Origin of the sequence: Lacihabitans sp. CCS-44, assembly GCF_024343735.1 — a bacterium.
GTDB lineage: Bacteria > Bacteroidota > Bacteroidia > Cytophagales > Spirosomataceae > Leadbetterella.
The window spans coordinates 13,073-28,610 of the sequence record NZ_RJUE01000052.1 but is presented as its reverse complement, the minus strand read 5'-3'; the positions used below and the strand labels follow the sequence as shown (position 1 = coordinate 28,610).

Genomic DNA, 15,538 nt, shown 5'->3' with positions numbered 1-15,538 from the left:
AAATTAAAATCTCAATAAATTTCTAGTAATCAAAATAAACACTGGATTTTTTTTGGAAATCAACAAAAAGATAAAATTTGAAACAGACTCAATTCGAAATTCTAAGGAATAAAAACATCCATTCGGCTTTTCTGAACCGAGACGTAATTTATGATTTGGTTCTACCCAAAAACATGGATAAAAATATTCCATATCCTACTATATATATGAACGATGGACAGGATTTCGACCAATTGGAGGCGATAAAGGCCTTTCAAAGTCACTATAATAACGGTGGACAGCCATTTATTTTTGTAGGAATCCATACAAATGACAAACGCTTGTCAGAATACGGAACATCCTTTCAAGCCGACTATAAAAACAGGGGTGCAAAAGCGACGGATTACATGAATTTCGTGGTTTCAGAATTATTACCTTATATAAGAAAAGAAACCACCAGCTCGACAATGGCGATTGATAATACCTTTTGTGGGTTTTCATTAGGCGGATTGTCAGCCATGGACATCGTTTGGGAAAATCCCCATCTTTTTTCCAAAATTGGAGTTTTCAGTGGCTCTTTTTGGTGGAGAGATAAAAGTTATGAAGAAGGCTACAGCGACGATCAAGACAGAATCATGCACAACAAAATCCGAAAGTCGAGCTACAAATCAGGATTGAAGTTTTGGCTAGAGTGCGGAACAGCTGACGAAACCGCGGATAGAAATAATAACGGCATCATTGATTCAATTGAAGACACTTTGGATATTATAACAGAATTGAAAACTATAGGATATCAAGTTGCTGACATTAAATATGTGGAGATTGAAGGTGGAGAACACAATTTCAATACTTGGAAAAATGTTTTTCCAGAGTTTTTGGAGTGGGTTTTTAGCACTAAATAGTAGATAAAAACTTCATAGTGTCCACATTATCAGCATAATCTGCTAGTCCGGGCGATTGGCTTTCTCCAAAGCCATAACTGGTTTGGGCAATTGGTGATTTGCTCACAATAACTTGAATTTCCTCCTTTTGAGATGTCAATCCTTTCTCAAGAGTGTCCAAGTCGGTGTAATTCTCGTAAAAAAGAGTAGAAATGGGCGAGGCCAGATTTTCATCATTTTTAAGTAATAAAAAGCCGTTGTCTAGATGTTGAACCCCGTTTACCAAATAAATAGATTTCATGTAGTCGTAGTTGTTATTGTATTTGGAGTGCATAGAAATGGTATTCCAATACTCAATGGCTTCAAAAAATGAAGTGAAGTCGTAGCCAGTTGGAACAAAAAGCTTGGCGATGTTTCTACAACCCAGCCCAAAATACGAGAATATGTCATTTCCAAGGTTCGCAAGTTCTATTTTGGTTTCTGTACCGTTCAATACAGCCACAGAGGTTCTGTTTTTACGGATAATGTGTGGTTTTGAGGCAAAATAATAATCAAAGTATCTTGAGGTGTTTCCGCTTCCGGTTGCTATATAGGCATCCATATTGTTGAGTCTATCTGCCAAAACCAAGAATTGCTCAATGTCTGAATTGAAAGATTTAAGTTCTCTTATAATATACTGGATCAAAATTTCGTCTTGCGTACTGGCTTTGAAAACTGCGATATGGCCAGCTAAAACAACATGTATGAGGTCTTGAATTCCAACCAAAGGAATGTTTCCTGCCGCTATTATTCCTACTTTTTTGGGTTCATTTGGTTCGAAATATTCAAGTGGATAAAGAGCTATGAATTTTCTTAACTCGCTTTCATTTAAATATTTATCAATGATAGTCTGTATCGAATTCTTTAAATTGTCTATTGTGAACCAACCGTTTTTTGATTTTGCATAGGTCAAAACCTCTTGGAAGTCTTCGGTTTCTATTTTCTGGCTTAGAGACTTTCCTAACTCACTAAATAGTACTATTCTTTCTTCTAATTTCATTTTTTTTATAAAAAAATACCCTTATCCCAAATTCAATACAAAAATACAAAGGATGGTAAACTTTGAAGAATTATATTTGTTATTTAGTTTAAAAACAAAAGAAATTCAATCGCGATGGCAATTATTATAACGGACGAATGTATAAACTGTGGAGCTTGTGAACCTGAATGCCCAAACACTGCTATTTATGAAGGCGGTATAGAGTGGACTTATGGTGGTGGTACAAAGCTCTCAGAAGTTGACTTTGGAGATGGTACTATTATTAAAGGAACGGCAAACATGAAGCCCGTTTCTGATGAGTTTTATTATATAGTTAGCGATAAATGTACAGAATGTACCGGTTTTCATGAAGAACCTCAATGTGCAGCCGTCTGCCCAGTGGATTGTTGCGTTCCTGATCCTGACAATGTAGAAGATCTCGAAACATTGCAAGCCAAAAAAGCTTGGCTCCATGGAGAGTAAGATATTGAAAGCCGCAAATTGATTTGCGGCTTTTTTTATGGCTTTACAAATTCATAATTCTTGGAAAAAGTAAATTTTTAATCTAACACAATCTCTTTTTCAATTCCAAATTCTACATTGCTTTCTTTTTATCGTTTCTTTTCTTCCCCCATTCTTTGAAATTCCACTTTCTGCTTTGAAATTCCTGAGTATTTTGGTCTGTTGAGTATACAAAATTCACAAATTGGCTTATTTCAATAATTTGTTAAAGCATTATTGCCAAATAATCAGATTGTTACGATTTTGAGTTTACAATAAACTCTAAAATTCCTCTATTTAGTTTCTTAGAATAAATCTATTTCGAAATATTATTTTGTAAAAAAAGGAAAATACAGAATAAATGTGTTTTCGTATAAAAATGCATAAAAAACCAGAAATGGTTTGATATTTATATCACTTTTTCAAGAAAATATATTTTTTTTAAAGAATTATAATAAATTTCACACTTAAAAATTTGATTTGTGTCTTTTTTTGAAAGAAGTTTGTTGAAAAATATAACATACTTATTTATTAATTAAACCAAAGAAAATTATGAAGAAAGTGTATTTGACAATTTTCGGCCTTGTTTCGACTCTAGCAGTATCGGCAACCGAAAATCCAACAAAACCAAGTAAGAGTGAGAAAAATCAAGCCCAAAAAGAGGCAAACGTAGAAACTCCAAAAGCAGTAGTAGAAGAGGCGAAGAATCCTCTTACTTTCAGCGGCTATGTGGATACTTACTATTTCGCAAATTTTAACGGCGTTCAGTCTAATTTAGGAGCTTCAGGTTTCGAAAGAATTTTCGACCAAAAAGCTAATAACTTTCAAGTAGGTTTGGCTCAGTTGAAAACCACTTATTCTACAGATAAAGTAACCGGTGTAATTGACCTTACTTTTGGTAATCACGGAGATTTGGGTAACTACGGAAATCCTATTAGTCCAGTAGGTGCTGAATTTGGAAGTACAGGTTTTGCAATCAAACAAGCCTACTTAACTTGGAAAATGACGGACAAAGTTTCATTGACAGGTGGACAGTATGGTACCAATGTTGGTTACGAGGTTATTGATGCTCCTGTGAACTTCAACTACTCTTTGTCTAACATGTTCGGCAACGGTCCTTTCTATCATACAGGTGTGAAATTGGACGTGGCTGCTTCTGACAAATTTGCGTTCATGTTGGGCATCACTAACGGTTTGGATAGCAAAGACGACAACAACAAAGCCAAAGGTTTTCAAGGACAGATTACTATTAAACCAGTAGATGGATGGAGCGTTTATTTGAACTATTTCGGTTCAGACGAAGGTGTAGATGAGAAAAACATGACTTCATGGTTTGATTTGACTACTTCTTATCAAGTTACAGAAAAAATGCTAATTGGCTTAAACGCCGTTACAGGTAAAAATACTACAGGTTCTTGGGGCGGTGCCGCTCTTTATTTAAATGGTAAAGTTTCGGATAAATTTAGCTTAGGAACTCGTATTGAGTATTTTGACAACAGCAAGGGTGGAATATATTTAGTGGATGCTGACGGTGCTGGTGTTTCAACAACTGGAATTACTTTGACAGGAAATTATGATGTTTCTCCAAATCTAAAATTCAAGCCTGAATATAGATTTGATTCATATAAGAATGCTGCTGGTACTTTTCAATTATATGACAAAGACGGCGGTTTGACAAAGAAATCTCAATCGACATTGGGAGCGGCCCTAATCTTTTATTTCTAATTATAACCCTTTTTGTACAACACTTAATTATTATCAATTATGAGCGAAACAGCGAAAATTAAACCCTCTTATGTGCCGATAGCCATATTGGCAGCGGTAGTAGTCTTGGCCTTGGTATTTCCTTCAATACCTGGTGCGATCATCACTGAAGGAGTAGATACTGGAGATACAGCCTGGATGTTGGTGGCATCGGCACTTGTTTTGATTATGACACCGGGTCTTGCGTATTTCTATGGTGGTATGGTTAACGCCAAAAACGTTATCTCTACGATGTTGCAGAGTTTCATAGCTATGGGAGTCATTTCTATAGTGTGGGTGGTAGTAGGTTACAGCCTTGCTTTCGGTGAGAGTGTAGGAGGATTTGTAGGAAATCCACTTACTCACTTCATGATGAAAGGTGTTTTGGACGCTAAGCCGTGGGGAACTATCCCAGCTATTATGTTTGCATTTTTCCAATTGAAGTTTGCGGTTATAACTCCAGCCTTGGTTACAGGTTCTATGGCCGAGCGTATCAATTTCAAGTCTTATGTAGTATTCATGATACTATTCAGTTTGTTTATCTATGCTCCTTTGGCTCACATGACTTGGGCATCTGGCGGTTTCTTATTCGAAATGGGAGTTCTTGACTTTGCTGGTGGTACTGTTGTACACATGTCGGCTGGTTGGGCTGCATTGGCAGGGGCCATTTATTTGAAAAGACGTAGATCTCATGTAGAAGGAAGTTTCCTTCCACCTGCTAACATTCCTTACGTATTGTTAGGCACAGGTTTATTGTGGTTCGGATGGTTTGGATTCAACGCTGGATCTGCTCTGGGGGCTAACTCCCTTGCAGCTGTGGCTTTTGCTACAACAAACACTGCAGCTGGTGCTGCCGGTATAGCTTGGGTACTGTTTGATGCCGCTCGTGGCAAGAAAGTTTCTGCCCTAGGTTTCTGTATCGGTGTAGTAGTTGGTCTAGTTGCTATCACTCCAGCAGCAGGTTTCGTTTCTATTCCTCACGCATTAGTGATAGGTATAGTAGCATCTATTATCTCAAACTATTTGGCTCATTACAAAACCAAAACAGCCTTGGATGATACTTTAGACGTATTTCCTTGTCACGGTGTTGGTGGTATGGTAGGTATGTTGTTCACAGGTATATTTGCTTCTTCGGCTATTAACCCGGCGGTTTCAAACCAAGGTTTGTTCTTTGGTGAAACTACACTTTTTATCAAGCACTTAGTAGCTTTGGTATTGGTTTCAGCATTTGCATTTATCATGTCATTTATCATCTTGAAATTGACAGACATTTTGGTTCCAATGAGGGTTTCTGAAGAAGACGAATTGATGGGATTAGATGTTAGTCAGCACGATGAGCAGTTATTAGAAGCCTAAAACTTATTATATTTACAAAAAAATCACAATTTATTGTGGTTTTGTTGTACTCCAATCAGCAAAATACCCGTCTTTTGATGGGTATTTTCTTTTTATATTCGATGCCCAAAAACAAAATAAGCCACGATGATTCGTAGCTTATTCAAGGTTTTTATAAAATAATTAATGTGTCAATATCTCTTCCAGTTCTTCTATTTCTACAAGCATATCTGCATTGATAGCACTGAGTTTAATTCTCTTAATGTCATTGATCAACAATGGATCGTATTTGGCAGATACTTTGATATAATTGGAAGTAAATCCGGTCATAAAACCTTCGTTTTCTTCAGATTCAAATAAAACATCTTGTTCCGAACCCAGGTGTTGTTCGTAAAAATATCTCCTCTTTTTGTCGGACAAAATATGCAACATTCTAGACCTTTCAGCACGCTTGTTTTGAGGCACTATAGGCTTTATTAGCAATGCCGAGGTGTTTTCTCTTTCGGAATAGGTAAATACATGTAAATAGCTTATGTCTAAGTCGTTGATGAAATTATAGCTTTCCTTGAATTCTTCATCAGTTTCACCGGGATGCCCAACAATTACGTCTACACCAATGCAGCAGTTAGGCATGATTTCTTTTATCTTCTGTACTCTCTCTTGGTACAATTCTCGCTTGTAGCGGCGTTTCATGAGTGCCAAAACCTTGCTCGAACCCGATTGTAATGGAATATGAAAATGAGGTACAAATCGTTTTGATTGAGCCACAAATTCAATTATTTCGTTGGTGAGTAAGTTGGGCTCTATACTTGAAATTCTGAACCTCTCTATTCCTTCAACATCGTCTAAGGCTTTAATCAAATCTAAGAAACTTTCTTTTCTTTCTCCTTTTATTATACCAAAATCACCGATATTAACTCCAGTTAAAACAATCTCTTTTACCTCGTTTCTGGCTATCTCTTGAGCAGCTTTTACGATATTTTCAATGGTGTCTGACCTACTCGCACCACGAGCCAAAGGTATGGTACAGTAGGAGCAAGGATAGTCGCAGCCGTCTTGAACTTTCAGAAATGTCCGAGTTCTGTCGTTTAAAGAAAATGAAGTATGATAATCTACTGTTTCGTTAATGTCAGTTGCAAAAACTTTATCTTCAGGTTTTACCGCAGAAGGAGACTTTTCAAAAGTGCCAATTAATTCATGCAGCCTGAATTTTTCTGCTGCACCCAATACTGCGTCAACTCCTTCTATTTCAGCTATTTCCTTAGGCTTTAGTTGTGCGTAACAGCCAATGATAGCCACATAACCATCTGGATTTATTTTTTGAGCTTCTTTAACAATTTTCTTGCATTTTTTGTCCGCATTCTCAGTAACCGAGCACGTATTTATTATAAACACATCTGGTTTTTCCTGAAAACCAACTTTTTTGAAGCCTTTATCCTCAAATGTTCTGGAAATAGTCGAGGTCTCCGAAAAATTGAGCTTACAACCCAAAGTATAAAATGCAACTTTCTTCATTAAGAATCAATTAAGTTACAAAATTACGAACAAAAAACCCCCAGAACAAAAGTTCTGAGGGTTCAATATCAATAAATGAGCTATTTACCTTCTAAAAATAGAATTACAATTTAGCTGTTTTTACAGTTTTGATAATTCTAGCCGCAACTTTGTAAGGATCAGCAGCAGAGTTAGGACGTCTGTCTTCTAACCAGCCTTTCCATCCTTTTTGTACCGCTGCTATTGGAATACGAATAGAAGCACCACGGTCAGAAACTCCGTAAGAGAATTGATCGATAGATTGTGTTTCGTGTTTTCCAGTTAATCTCAAGTGGTTATCAGCACCATAAACCGCAATGTGTTCTTTTACAAATGGAGCAAATGATTGACAGATGATGTCATAAACATTCTTGTCTCCAGCTGTTCTAAGTGCAGTATTTGAGAAGTTAGCGTGCATACCTGAACCGTTCCAGTCAGTGTCGCCCAATGGCTTACAGTGGTAGTTGATCCAAACATTATATTTCTCGCAAGTTCTTTCTAATAAATATCTAGCAACCCATATTTCGTCACCCGCTTGTTTAGCTCCTTTAGCAAAACATTGGAATTCCCATTGTCCAGCAGCAACCTCGGCGTTGATACCTTCTACGTTTAATCCCGCTTGTAAACAATATTCTAAATGCTCTTCGATGATATGACGACCATAAGCATTTTTAGCACCTACCGAACAGTAATATGGTCCTTGAGGGCGTGGGTAACCATTTGTAGGGAATCCTAAAGGAAGGTTTGTGTCGCAGTCGTATAAGAAATATTCTTGCTCAAATCCAAACCAGAAATCGTTGTCATCATCTTCAATAGTAGCACGGCCGTTAGATTCGTGAGGGTCGCCGTTTGCGTCCAAAACTTCACACATAACTAAGTATGAAGGAGTTCCTAATAAAGAACGCTCAGGATCTTTACAAATATATACTGGCTTAAGTTGACAGTCAGACGAACCGCCTGGAGCTTGCTCAGTTGATGATCCATCAAAAGACCACATATCACAGTCTTCTAACTTTCCAGAGAAATCGTTTTCTATTTTGGTTTTGCTTCTTAGGCTTTGAGTTGGTTTGTAACCGTCTAGCCAAATGTACTCTAATTTCGCTTTTGCCATTTTTGTAATAATTTTATATTGATTCTGTTTTTCTTAAAGAATTATGTTACAAATATATTGGCGAAATCAAAATATTATTTCTTTAATCAAAAAAAAGTATCGATTTAATTCTATTTTATTTGAAAAATACAACTATTTGTAAAAAAAATGAGATTTATATTGGAAACAAGGTTCATAATGAACTAAAATTTGGGTAAAAAATGATTTTGCGGTAATAATTCCCTTAAAATTGAATCTATATTCCTAAGAATTCTAAATTTTGCAGCAGATTTAAGCAAAAAACAAACATAATATTTGGATTTTGCTATTTTTTTAGAAATTGCATTATTCTCATTTGGCCTAAAAAGAAAAATGAAATTAGAACTTTCTAAAAAAACGTACATTCCTTTAAGCAAGGGAACTTTTAATTACCAAAATTATATAATTTGTAAAAAAACTTGAGGATTACCTTGCAAGAAAGTCTTGATAGCTTTTTTGTTGTAATGCTTTGCCTTCCACGAGCTCTTTGGACTTGAGTAATTCCTGATTTTGAATGAGAACTCTACCTTTATTGTCAAAAAGGATTTCTTTTTTTGGCTTTATAAAACCAAATCCATCATTGAAAACAAAAAATGCCCAAGGTTTTGTGTTGGTTTTAAATAAGTCCTTACTCCAGTAGAAAGCTGAGGTATCAAAGTTCATTTGACCGAGTAGAGTGGCAGAAATGTCTATTTGTGACGCTATATTTTTATAATCCCAGTTGGTATTTACGGCTCCACCTGTCCACAACATCGGAATCCTGAAGTCGTCCACACGATTTCCGGTTTCAGGCAGTTTGTGGCCATGATCTCCTACAATGATGACCAATGTATTTTGCCACCAATCAGTTTTCTTGGCTTTTTCTATAAAATTACCCAAGCATTGGTCAGAATAATTCAGTGAATTCATGAACAAATCCACTGTCGCATCTCCTTTTATTTTTGGTTCTTGCGTAGTTTCAAATGGTTCATGGCTACTCAAAGTCAATAAGCTGGAAAAGAACGGCTTGGCAGCAGCTACTCTATGATCCTCCAAGAATTTATCAAAAATGTACTCATCGTGAACACCCCATTTCGAGGTAGAAAGTTCGGCTGGGAAGTCGTTCATGTCTACAATTTTTTCAAAATTTGCATTGAACAAATAAGATTTTATATTGGCAAATTCTGTATCACCACCATAGTAAAATTGAGTAGAAAATCCATTTTTGCCAAATTCCTTGCTCAAAACTGGAAGTGTAGCCGTTTTGGTAGGATATTTTATGATTGACTCGGTTGGTTGGGTGGGAAAACCGCTCAAAATGCTCGTAATAGCTTTATCGGTACGATCACCCATAGCATAAAAATCAGAAAAATAAATGCCTTCGGATTTTAGTTTATTGAAATTCGGTGTTATTTCAACCTCATTGTGTTTTTGGTCTACAACTTTCTTAGTAAAACTCTCCCAAATAATAATAAGGACATTTGGTTTTTTGTCATTTAAAGTTAGAATCTGTTTTCTTGGGAAATCATTCTTGTATAGATTGGCTATAGTGGTATCAAGGCTTTCTTTAGGTAAATAAGTATAAGGATTCACCTTGTTGGACGAATTGTGAATGATGGATCTGAAAAAATTCCAAGGAGCATTTATAGCCGAAATATTTGCAAAATTGACTTTCGAGAAATATACAGTGCTATGGTTCATCGGGGCAATCCCAAAACCACCACGAATAGGAATAATCAAAACGCCAACCATCAATATTCCATAAATAATGAATGGGAAGTTTTTGATGTGTTTCCAATCATAAATTTTGTTGGCCATGATACGATAAACTATCGAACTGGCCACAATCACTAACAAGATAGTACTGATAATGAGTGGAATTACCGGTGAGTTCTTTACTGATGCCCAAGCTTCTCTTGGAGATTTTAAATAAGCAAGCGGCGTAGCATCTAATCTAAACGACCAAATATTGTAAACTTCTAAATCAACTACAATGATGAGCGTAATGATAAATATAAGGAAGAAGGTATAAGAAAATATGGTACTTTGAAATACACTTTTGTTGAGGAAATTAGAAATTGTAACCCACAAAAACGGGAATAAGCACAGGTAGCCTGCCATTGATAAATCCATACGGAATCCATGCCAAAAAATGCCGAAAACGGTTTCCAAGGTTAAGGTTTTGGAATCCTCGATATGATAAGAAAGAAAAATAACTCTTGCTGCTAGAAAGTATATGGACCAGAACGCGAAATATATTAACATGAATCTTAACCTTTCTCTCATTTATTTTGGGTTTTTATTTAAAAAGAAAAAAACAAATGCTTATTTTGCTTCAAATATAAAAGGTACAGCTCATAAATTAACAAATATGTCAGAACTTAGATGGAAAGCGATAGATGTGGCACAAAACCGCGTCATTCCAGTTATCCAAATTCCCGAAGGCAAAGTAACTGATTTCTACGGTATTCACACTTTTACAGATGAAGCCATGAAGACCCTGCTTTCGCCAGATGCTTACAAAAAGGTATCCAATGCAATAAAAACAGGTGATAATATAGAAGGTAACGTGGCTGACGAGGTCGCTTCCGCCATGAAGTCTTGGGCTATCTCAAAAGGAGCAACACATTATACACACTGGTTTCAGCCTCTCACGGGTGGCACTGCCGAAAAACACGATGCATTTTTTGATATTTCGTTTGACGGACACGCCATTGAAAAATTCAAAGGAAGTGCATTGGTTCAGCAAGAATCTGACGCTTCTTCACTTCCAAACGGTGGAATAAGAGAAACTTTCGAAGCCCGTGGATATACGGTTTGGGATCCAAACTCACCAGCATTTATCAGTTACAATAGCTCTGGAACGGGTACTTTGTGTATCCCATCCATTTATTTCTCCTACACTGGAGAACTTTTAGATGCCAAAACGCCATTATTGAACTCAACGATTGTTTTAGATAAAGCGGCAACTTCAGTAGCTAATATTTTTGACAGAAACGTAGAAAAAGTAACAGCAACATGCGGTATTGAGCAGGAATATTTTTTGGTTGATAAAGCTCTTTATCATTCTCGCCCTGACCTTATTATGTGTGGAAGGTCGGTTTTTGGTCATTCTCCAGCCAAGGGGCAGCAATTGGAAGACCATTACTTTGGCTCAATTCCTCCAAGAATCAACGCCTTTATGGTGGATTTTGAAATAGAAGCCCTTAAAATAGGAATTCCAGTAAGAACACGTCACAATGAGGTGGCTCCTGGGCAGTTTGAGGTAGCTCCAACTTTTGAAGAAATAAACCTTGCCTGTGACCATAACATCCTTTTAATGGATGTAATGAAAAAAACAGCTCAGAAGCACAATTTTGAGGTGATGTTTCATGAAAAACCTTTTGCGGGTATAAACGGAAGCGGAAAACATAACAATTGGTCGATAAAAACAGACACAGGTGTAAATCTTCTGGGGCCAAGTACAAAGCCAAAAGAAAGTCTAAGATTTGTGACATTTTTGGTGAATATCGTTAAAGCTGTTCATGATCACGCAGATATGTTGCGTGCAACGGTTGCCACAGCTGGCAATGAGCATAGACTTGGAGCGAACGAGGCTCCACCAGCCATTATTTCTGTGTTTTTAGGAACAGCCATGACAAAGGTTTTGGAAGATATTGAAAACAAGGAGATTATAGAAATAGAAAAAGGAGAGAATGCCTACATAAAACTTGGCTTGAATAGAATTCCGTCTATATTGTTAGACAATACCGACAGAAACCGAACCTCCCCGTTTGCATTTACAGGAAATAAGTTTGAGTTCAGGGCAGTGGGTTCTTCGGCCAATTCGGCCACGCCAATGATGGTTTTGAATACCATTGTAGCCAAACAATTGGAGACATTCAGGAAAGAATACGATTTGGAAAGAGAAAAGGATCCGTCTAAAAAAGAGGGCATCATCTTGAAAATTCTAAAAAGATATATTAAAGAATCTAAGAATATACTTTTTGAAGGAAATGGGTATTCGAAGGAGTGGGAAGACGAAGCGGCAATAAGAGGTTTGTCAAATATTAAAGACGTTCCTGAAGCACTAAAGGCTTATATTTCAGACCAAACGGTTGAGCTTTTTGAAAGTATGAAAGTACTGAACAAAAGAGAACTTCATGCAAGATATGAAATCAGGTTAGAGAATTATATCAAGAAAATACAGATAGAATCTAGGGTTATCGGAGATTTGGCTCAAAATCATGTGGTTTCTACAGCCATAAAATATCAAACAAGACTTGTGCAAACGGCTAAGTCGTTGATAGATATGGACATGAAAGAAGAAGCTGAGCCGATTCTGAACATTATCAGAGAAATATCAAAGCATGTGAATGTAATATCAAAGAACGTTAAAGACATGACCGAAGCCCGTAAAAAGGCAAATAATTGTGAGGATATTATTGAAAAAGCAAACATTTACTCCAACGAAGTAAGGCTTTTCTTTGATGTGATAAGAAAGAGTGTAGATAAATTAGAACTCATTATAGATGATGAGGATTGGCCATTAACCAAATATAGGGAACTTTTATACATAAGATAATGAACGACGGATACAAAGAAGAGGAAATCGAACAGCTTAAAGCTGAATGTGAAGAAGAGGAACAAATTTTTGTCTTGGTAGAAGACGAAGAAGACATGTCTGATGAAAATGAGTTTGCCCATTTTCAGTTTGTCGGTAAGCACGAGGGCAAAGAAGTGATTTATGACGCACTTTTGAGCACATTGTCGCTTCACCACAGTAGTTTATTGTATGAGGAAGCCGAGACAAAAGTGGCTAAACTTTATAAAGACTATGTGCCTTTTGAAGAAAGGGTGGAAGGCTCGAAAGTGAATGAGGAGGCCGAGCAAATGATCGAGGAACTTATTGAAGAAATGGAAGACGAGGAAACTGTAAAAGTGGCCGAATTCTGTGAGATTGATATGGACTTTGAATATGGAATTGGCCTAGATGTAGCATTAAATGTAGAAGAAGTTACTGTTGAGGTTATTGAGAAATTTATTAATGATTTTAACAACGGTACCTTAAAATTAGATAAGACAGCCTACAGCTTCAAGCATGGATTCGACGAAGATTGATTTTTTGTTTTACAGTCCTGAAATTGAAAAAACTAAATGTCTTGATTCCATAGATTCTTTACATGCAGTAAAGGTTCTAAGGAAAAAACAAGGGGATATTATTCAAGTAACTGATGGAATTGGGGGTTGGTATCGATGTTCGATATCAGACCCCAATCCCAAAGTTTGTAAATTGGATATTATTGACTTTGAGAAAGATTATAAAGCTCCAAAAAGAAGGATATTTGTAGGGATATGCCCAACAAAAAACGCAGATAGAATAGAATATTTTATAGAAAAAAGCGTAGAAATTGGTATCAGTGGCATATTTTTTATAAAAACACAACATACCTACCCAAAGAAAATTAATTTAGAGCGTTTCAGGAAAATAGCCGTTTCGGGAATGAAGCAATCCCTTAAAGCGTACATGCCTGAAATAAGCGAAATGATTAATTTCAATGCTTTTTTGAAAGAAAGTAGTCGTTTTTCTCAAAAAATGATAGCTCATTTGGACGGACAAGCCATAGACATCGCCAAAACTCAGTTGGATGCTGAACTATTAATATTAATCGGTCCAGAGGGTGATTTTTCGAAAGAAGAACTAAAATTAGCACTAGAAAATAACTTTAAGACAGTGACGTTAGGTGAAAACAGATTAAGAACCGAAACTGCTGGAGTTGTAGCAGTTAGTATTTTGAATTTATTATGATAAGAAAGCATGTTTTTTTAGCGGTTGCGATTTTAATTTCGTTTAGCTCGATTTCTCAGGTTTATACTGTCAAGGTGGCCAAATTGAAATATGGCGGTGGAGGAGACTGGTACACTAATAAAACTTCTATGCCCAATTTGATAAATTTTTGTAATAAAAATCTTAAAACAAATCTTTTTCCAGAGGAAGATATTATTGAACCAGGTGACAAAAAGATTTTTCAATATCCATTTGTACACATGACTGGCCATGGAAATGTGATTTTTAATGAAGGCGAAGCAAAAAATCTTAGAAATTATATGATTTCTGGCGGTTTTCTTCATATTGATGACAACTACGGACTGAATCAATTTATCAGAAGAGAAATGAAAAAGGTATTTCCGGAGCACGATTTTGTCGAAATTCCATTCTCTCACCCCATTTACCATCAAAAATACCAGTTTAACAAAGGTTTGCCGAAAATACATGAACACGACAACAAGCCACCACAAGGTTTTGGTATATTCCACGAAGGAAAACTGGTTTGTTTCTTCAGCTATGAATGTGACCTAGGAAACGGCTGGGAAGATGCTTCGGTCTATAATGATTCTGAAAGTGTGAGACAAGAAGCCTTAAAAATGGGAGCTAACTTGGTTCAATTTGCTTTTTCAAATTATTGATATATTTCCTCCATGATTTTCTTGCCAACTACGGGTTTAAAGTGAGAACCCTCATAATAATTACCTAAATAGTTCGTCAGCTTATTTTTCCCGGAGTAGTCGTACACATTGTTCTTTCCGAAATATTTCTCTATTAAAGCCTTGTCTTTTGAATTGTAGGCTCTTTGATCATAAAGCGGTGCAATAATGACTTTATAGTTGGTATTATTTCTTTTAAATGCATCAACTACAAGCTCCAAATCCTTTAGATGATGCTCCTTGATACTTTCCTCGTACATTTTAGGATTTTCAGGTTTAAGTGGAAACCAGTCATTTTTATAATAAGTCAATGAGTCTTTCTTCAATAATTCGATGTTTTCTGGGAAAAGAAAATCATTGCTGGGCGTTGTATAAAAATATTTAAACTTAAAAAACTCATCCATGTAAGGACGAAATGTGTTGAATATTTTTAAATCGAAAAAAGAAACGAAATACTGTTTTTTGAAGAACGCTTTGAAAAAAATCAAGTGATATTTAAAGACATTGGAAGAATCTTCCCAACGATAATCTTTTAGATGCACGATGGATTCTGACTTTTCAAAACTTTCATTAAAAGTATCATTATCAATCACTAAAATGGCATTTGATATTTTATTTCCTTGCTTTTCTATATATTTAACTTTGCCGGCTATTCCAGAAATATTGTCGTTGAAAGCATCAAAATGATAAGGATTTGGGTCTTTTATGTAAGTGGCCCAGTCTTTTGTCAAAAACGCACTAGATCTGGAACTACCGAAAACAAATGAGCTGAAATTATATTTTTGATTGTTTCTCAAGAAAGTTTCTGTGCTGATTCTATTTCTGTTATAGGTCTTTAGGAAGTTACTCCCATAGCTGTCATAACTATAAATTACATGAAACGGATCAAAAACAATATAAGATATTATCAGGAACCAAAGCGGGCCTCCGAAAATTAAAAGTCTTATAATGAATTTTTTAAAAGTGAATTTCATG

Annotated in this window: 13 protein-coding genes; 8 read left to right on the top strand and 5 right to left on the bottom strand. The window is 36.1% G+C overall.

Annotation, left to right across the window (positions count from 1 at the left end; all coding sequences use genetic code 11):
- Nucleotides 1-77 precede the first annotated feature (77 nt).
- Entirely contained in the window at nt 78-881 is an 804-nt protein-coding gene (locus EGI26_RS07620) for an esterase family protein (protein ID WP_255077492.1), read from the top strand.
- On the opposite strand, the gene EGI26_RS07615 is transcribed toward EGI26_RS07620, so the two are convergent.
- The gene (locus EGI26_RS07615; protein ID WP_255077490.1) at nt 874-1,899 is read right to left on the bottom strand and encodes an acyl-CoA reductase; all 1,026 of its coding nucleotides are present in this window, start codon (nt 1,897-1,899) and stop codon (nt 874-876) included. The genes EGI26_RS07620 and EGI26_RS07615 overlap by 8 nt on opposite strands.
- 114 nt (nt 1,900-2,013) lie before the next feature.
- Between EGI26_RS07615 and EGI26_RS07610 the strand changes: the two genes are divergently transcribed.
- The 3 genes from EGI26_RS07610 (at nt 2,014) to EGI26_RS07600 (ending at nt 5,478) form a co-directional block, all read left to right on the top strand.
- Entirely contained in the window at nt 2,014-2,361 is a 348-nt protein-coding gene (locus tag EGI26_RS07610) for a 4Fe-4S binding protein (RefSeq protein ID WP_255048090.1), read from the top strand.
- 570 nt (nt 2,362-2,931) lie between these two features.
- Entirely contained in the window at nt 2,932-4,104 is a 1,173-nt protein-coding gene (locus EGI26_RS07605) for a porin (protein WP_255077489.1), read from the top strand.
- Between the two features lie 39 nt (nt 4,105-4,143).
- The gene (locus tag EGI26_RS07600) at nt 4,144-5,478 is read left to right on the top strand and encodes an ammonium transporter (protein WP_255077488.1); all 1,335 of its coding nucleotides are present in this window, start codon (nt 4,144-4,146) and stop codon (nt 5,476-5,478) included.
- A 162-nt stretch (nt 5,479-5,640) separates the two neighbouring features.
- Here EGI26_RS07600 and mtaB read toward each other — a convergent pair whose 3' ends face one another.
- From mtaB to EGI26_RS07585, 3 genes are all read right to left on the bottom strand, one after another.
- On the bottom strand, nt 5,641-6,972 hold the full coding sequence (gene mtaB / locus EGI26_RS07595; RefSeq protein ID WP_255077486.1) for a tRNA (N(6)-L-threonylcarbamoyladenosine(37)-C(2))-methylthiotransferase MtaB: 1,332 nt from the start codon (nt 6,970-6,972) through the stop codon (nt 5,641-5,643).
- A gap of 103 nt (nt 6,973-7,075) precedes the next feature.
- Nucleotides 7,076-8,101, bottom strand: coding sequence for a glutamine synthetase beta-grasp domain-containing protein (locus EGI26_RS07590; RefSeq protein WP_255048086.1), 1,026 nt, complete (start codon nt 8,099-8,101; stop codon nt 7,076-7,078).
- Nucleotides 8,102-8,545: 444 nt separating this feature from the next.
- The gene (locus tag EGI26_RS07585) at nt 8,546-10,384 is read right to left on the bottom strand and encodes an LTA synthase family protein (RefSeq protein ID WP_255077485.1); all 1,839 of its coding nucleotides are present in this window, start codon (nt 10,382-10,384) and stop codon (nt 8,546-8,548) included.
- Between the two features lie 85 nt (nt 10,385-10,469).
- Between EGI26_RS07585 and EGI26_RS07580 the strand changes: the two genes are divergently transcribed.
- The 4 genes from EGI26_RS07580 to EGI26_RS07565 are packed head-to-tail and all read left to right on the top strand — an operon-like array spanning nt 10,470 to nt 14,545.
- Nucleotides 10,470-12,662 (top strand): glutamine synthetase III, encoded by a 2,193-nt coding sequence (locus tag EGI26_RS07580; protein WP_255077483.1) that lies wholly within the window; start codon nt 10,470-10,472, stop codon nt 12,660-12,662.
- The gene (locus tag EGI26_RS07575) at nt 12,662-13,198 is read left to right on the top strand and encodes a hypothetical protein (protein ID WP_255077481.1); all 537 of its coding nucleotides are present in this window, start codon (nt 12,662-12,664) and stop codon (nt 13,196-13,198) included. Before EGI26_RS07580 ends, EGI26_RS07575 begins: the two co-directional genes overlap by 1 nt.
- On the top strand, nt 13,179-13,886 hold the full coding sequence (locus tag EGI26_RS07570; protein ID WP_255077478.1) for a 16S rRNA (uracil(1498)-N(3))-methyltransferase: 708 nt from the start codon (nt 13,179-13,181) through the stop codon (nt 13,884-13,886). Before EGI26_RS07575 ends, EGI26_RS07570 begins: the two co-directional genes overlap by 20 nt.
- Nucleotides 13,883-14,545: a DUF4159 domain-containing protein gene (locus EGI26_RS07565; protein ID WP_255077477.1), complete on the top strand. Its 663-nt coding sequence runs from the start codon at nt 13,883-13,885 to the stop codon at nt 14,543-14,545. The genes EGI26_RS07570 and EGI26_RS07565 overlap by 4 nt, the downstream gene beginning before the upstream one ends.
- Here EGI26_RS07565 and EGI26_RS07560 read toward each other — a convergent pair.
- Nucleotides 14,539-15,537, bottom strand: a complete 999-nt coding sequence (locus tag EGI26_RS07560; protein WP_255077475.1) for a hypothetical protein — start codon at nt 15,535-15,537, stop codon at nt 14,539-14,541. The two genes, EGI26_RS07565 and EGI26_RS07560, sit on opposite strands and share 7 nt — an antisense overlap.
- Nucleotide 15,538: the final 1 nt, after the last annotated feature.

Bases quoted from the DNA above. Each gene is read 5' to 3' on its own strand.
- EGI26_RS07615 (WP_255077490.1), bottom strand. From the start codon at position 1,899: ATGAAATTAGAAGAAAGAATAGTACTATTTAGTGAGTTAGGAAAGTCT.
- EGI26_RS07610 (WP_255048090.1), top strand. From the start codon at position 2,014: ATGGCAATTATTATAACGGACGAATGTATAAACTGTGGAGCTTGTGAA.
- EGI26_RS07605 (WP_255077489.1), top strand. From the start codon at position 2,932: ATGAAGAAAGTGTATTTGACAATTTTCGGCCTTGTTTCGACTCTAGCA.
- EGI26_RS07600 (WP_255077488.1), top strand. From the start codon at position 4,144: ATGAGCGAAACAGCGAAAATTAAACCCTCTTATGTGCCGATAGCCATA.
- mtaB (WP_255077486.1), bottom strand. From the start codon at position 6,972: ATGAAGAAAGTTGCATTTTATACTTTGGGTTGTAAGCTCAATTTTTCG.
- EGI26_RS07590 (WP_255048086.1), bottom strand. From the start codon at position 8,101: ATGGCAAAAGCGAAATTAGAGTACATTTGGCTAGACGGTTACAAACCA.
- EGI26_RS07585 (WP_255077485.1), bottom strand. From the start codon at position 10,384: ATGAGAGAAAGGTTAAGATTCATGTTAATATATTTCGCGTTCTGGTCC.
- EGI26_RS07580 (WP_255077483.1), top strand. From the start codon at position 10,470: ATGTCAGAACTTAGATGGAAAGCGATAGATGTGGCACAAAACCGCGTC.
- EGI26_RS07575 (WP_255077481.1), top strand. From the start codon at position 12,662: ATGAACGACGGATACAAAGAAGAGGAAATCGAACAGCTTAAAGCTGAA.
- EGI26_RS07570 (WP_255077478.1), top strand. From the start codon at position 13,179: ATGGATTCGACGAAGATTGATTTTTTGTTTTACAGTCCTGAAATTGAA.
- EGI26_RS07565 (WP_255077477.1), top strand. From the start codon at position 13,883: ATGATAAGAAAGCATGTTTTTTTAGCGGTTGCGATTTTAATTTCGTTT.
- EGI26_RS07560 (WP_255077475.1), bottom strand. From the start codon at position 15,537: ATGAAATTCACTTTTAAAAAATTCATTATAAGACTTTTAATTTTCGGA.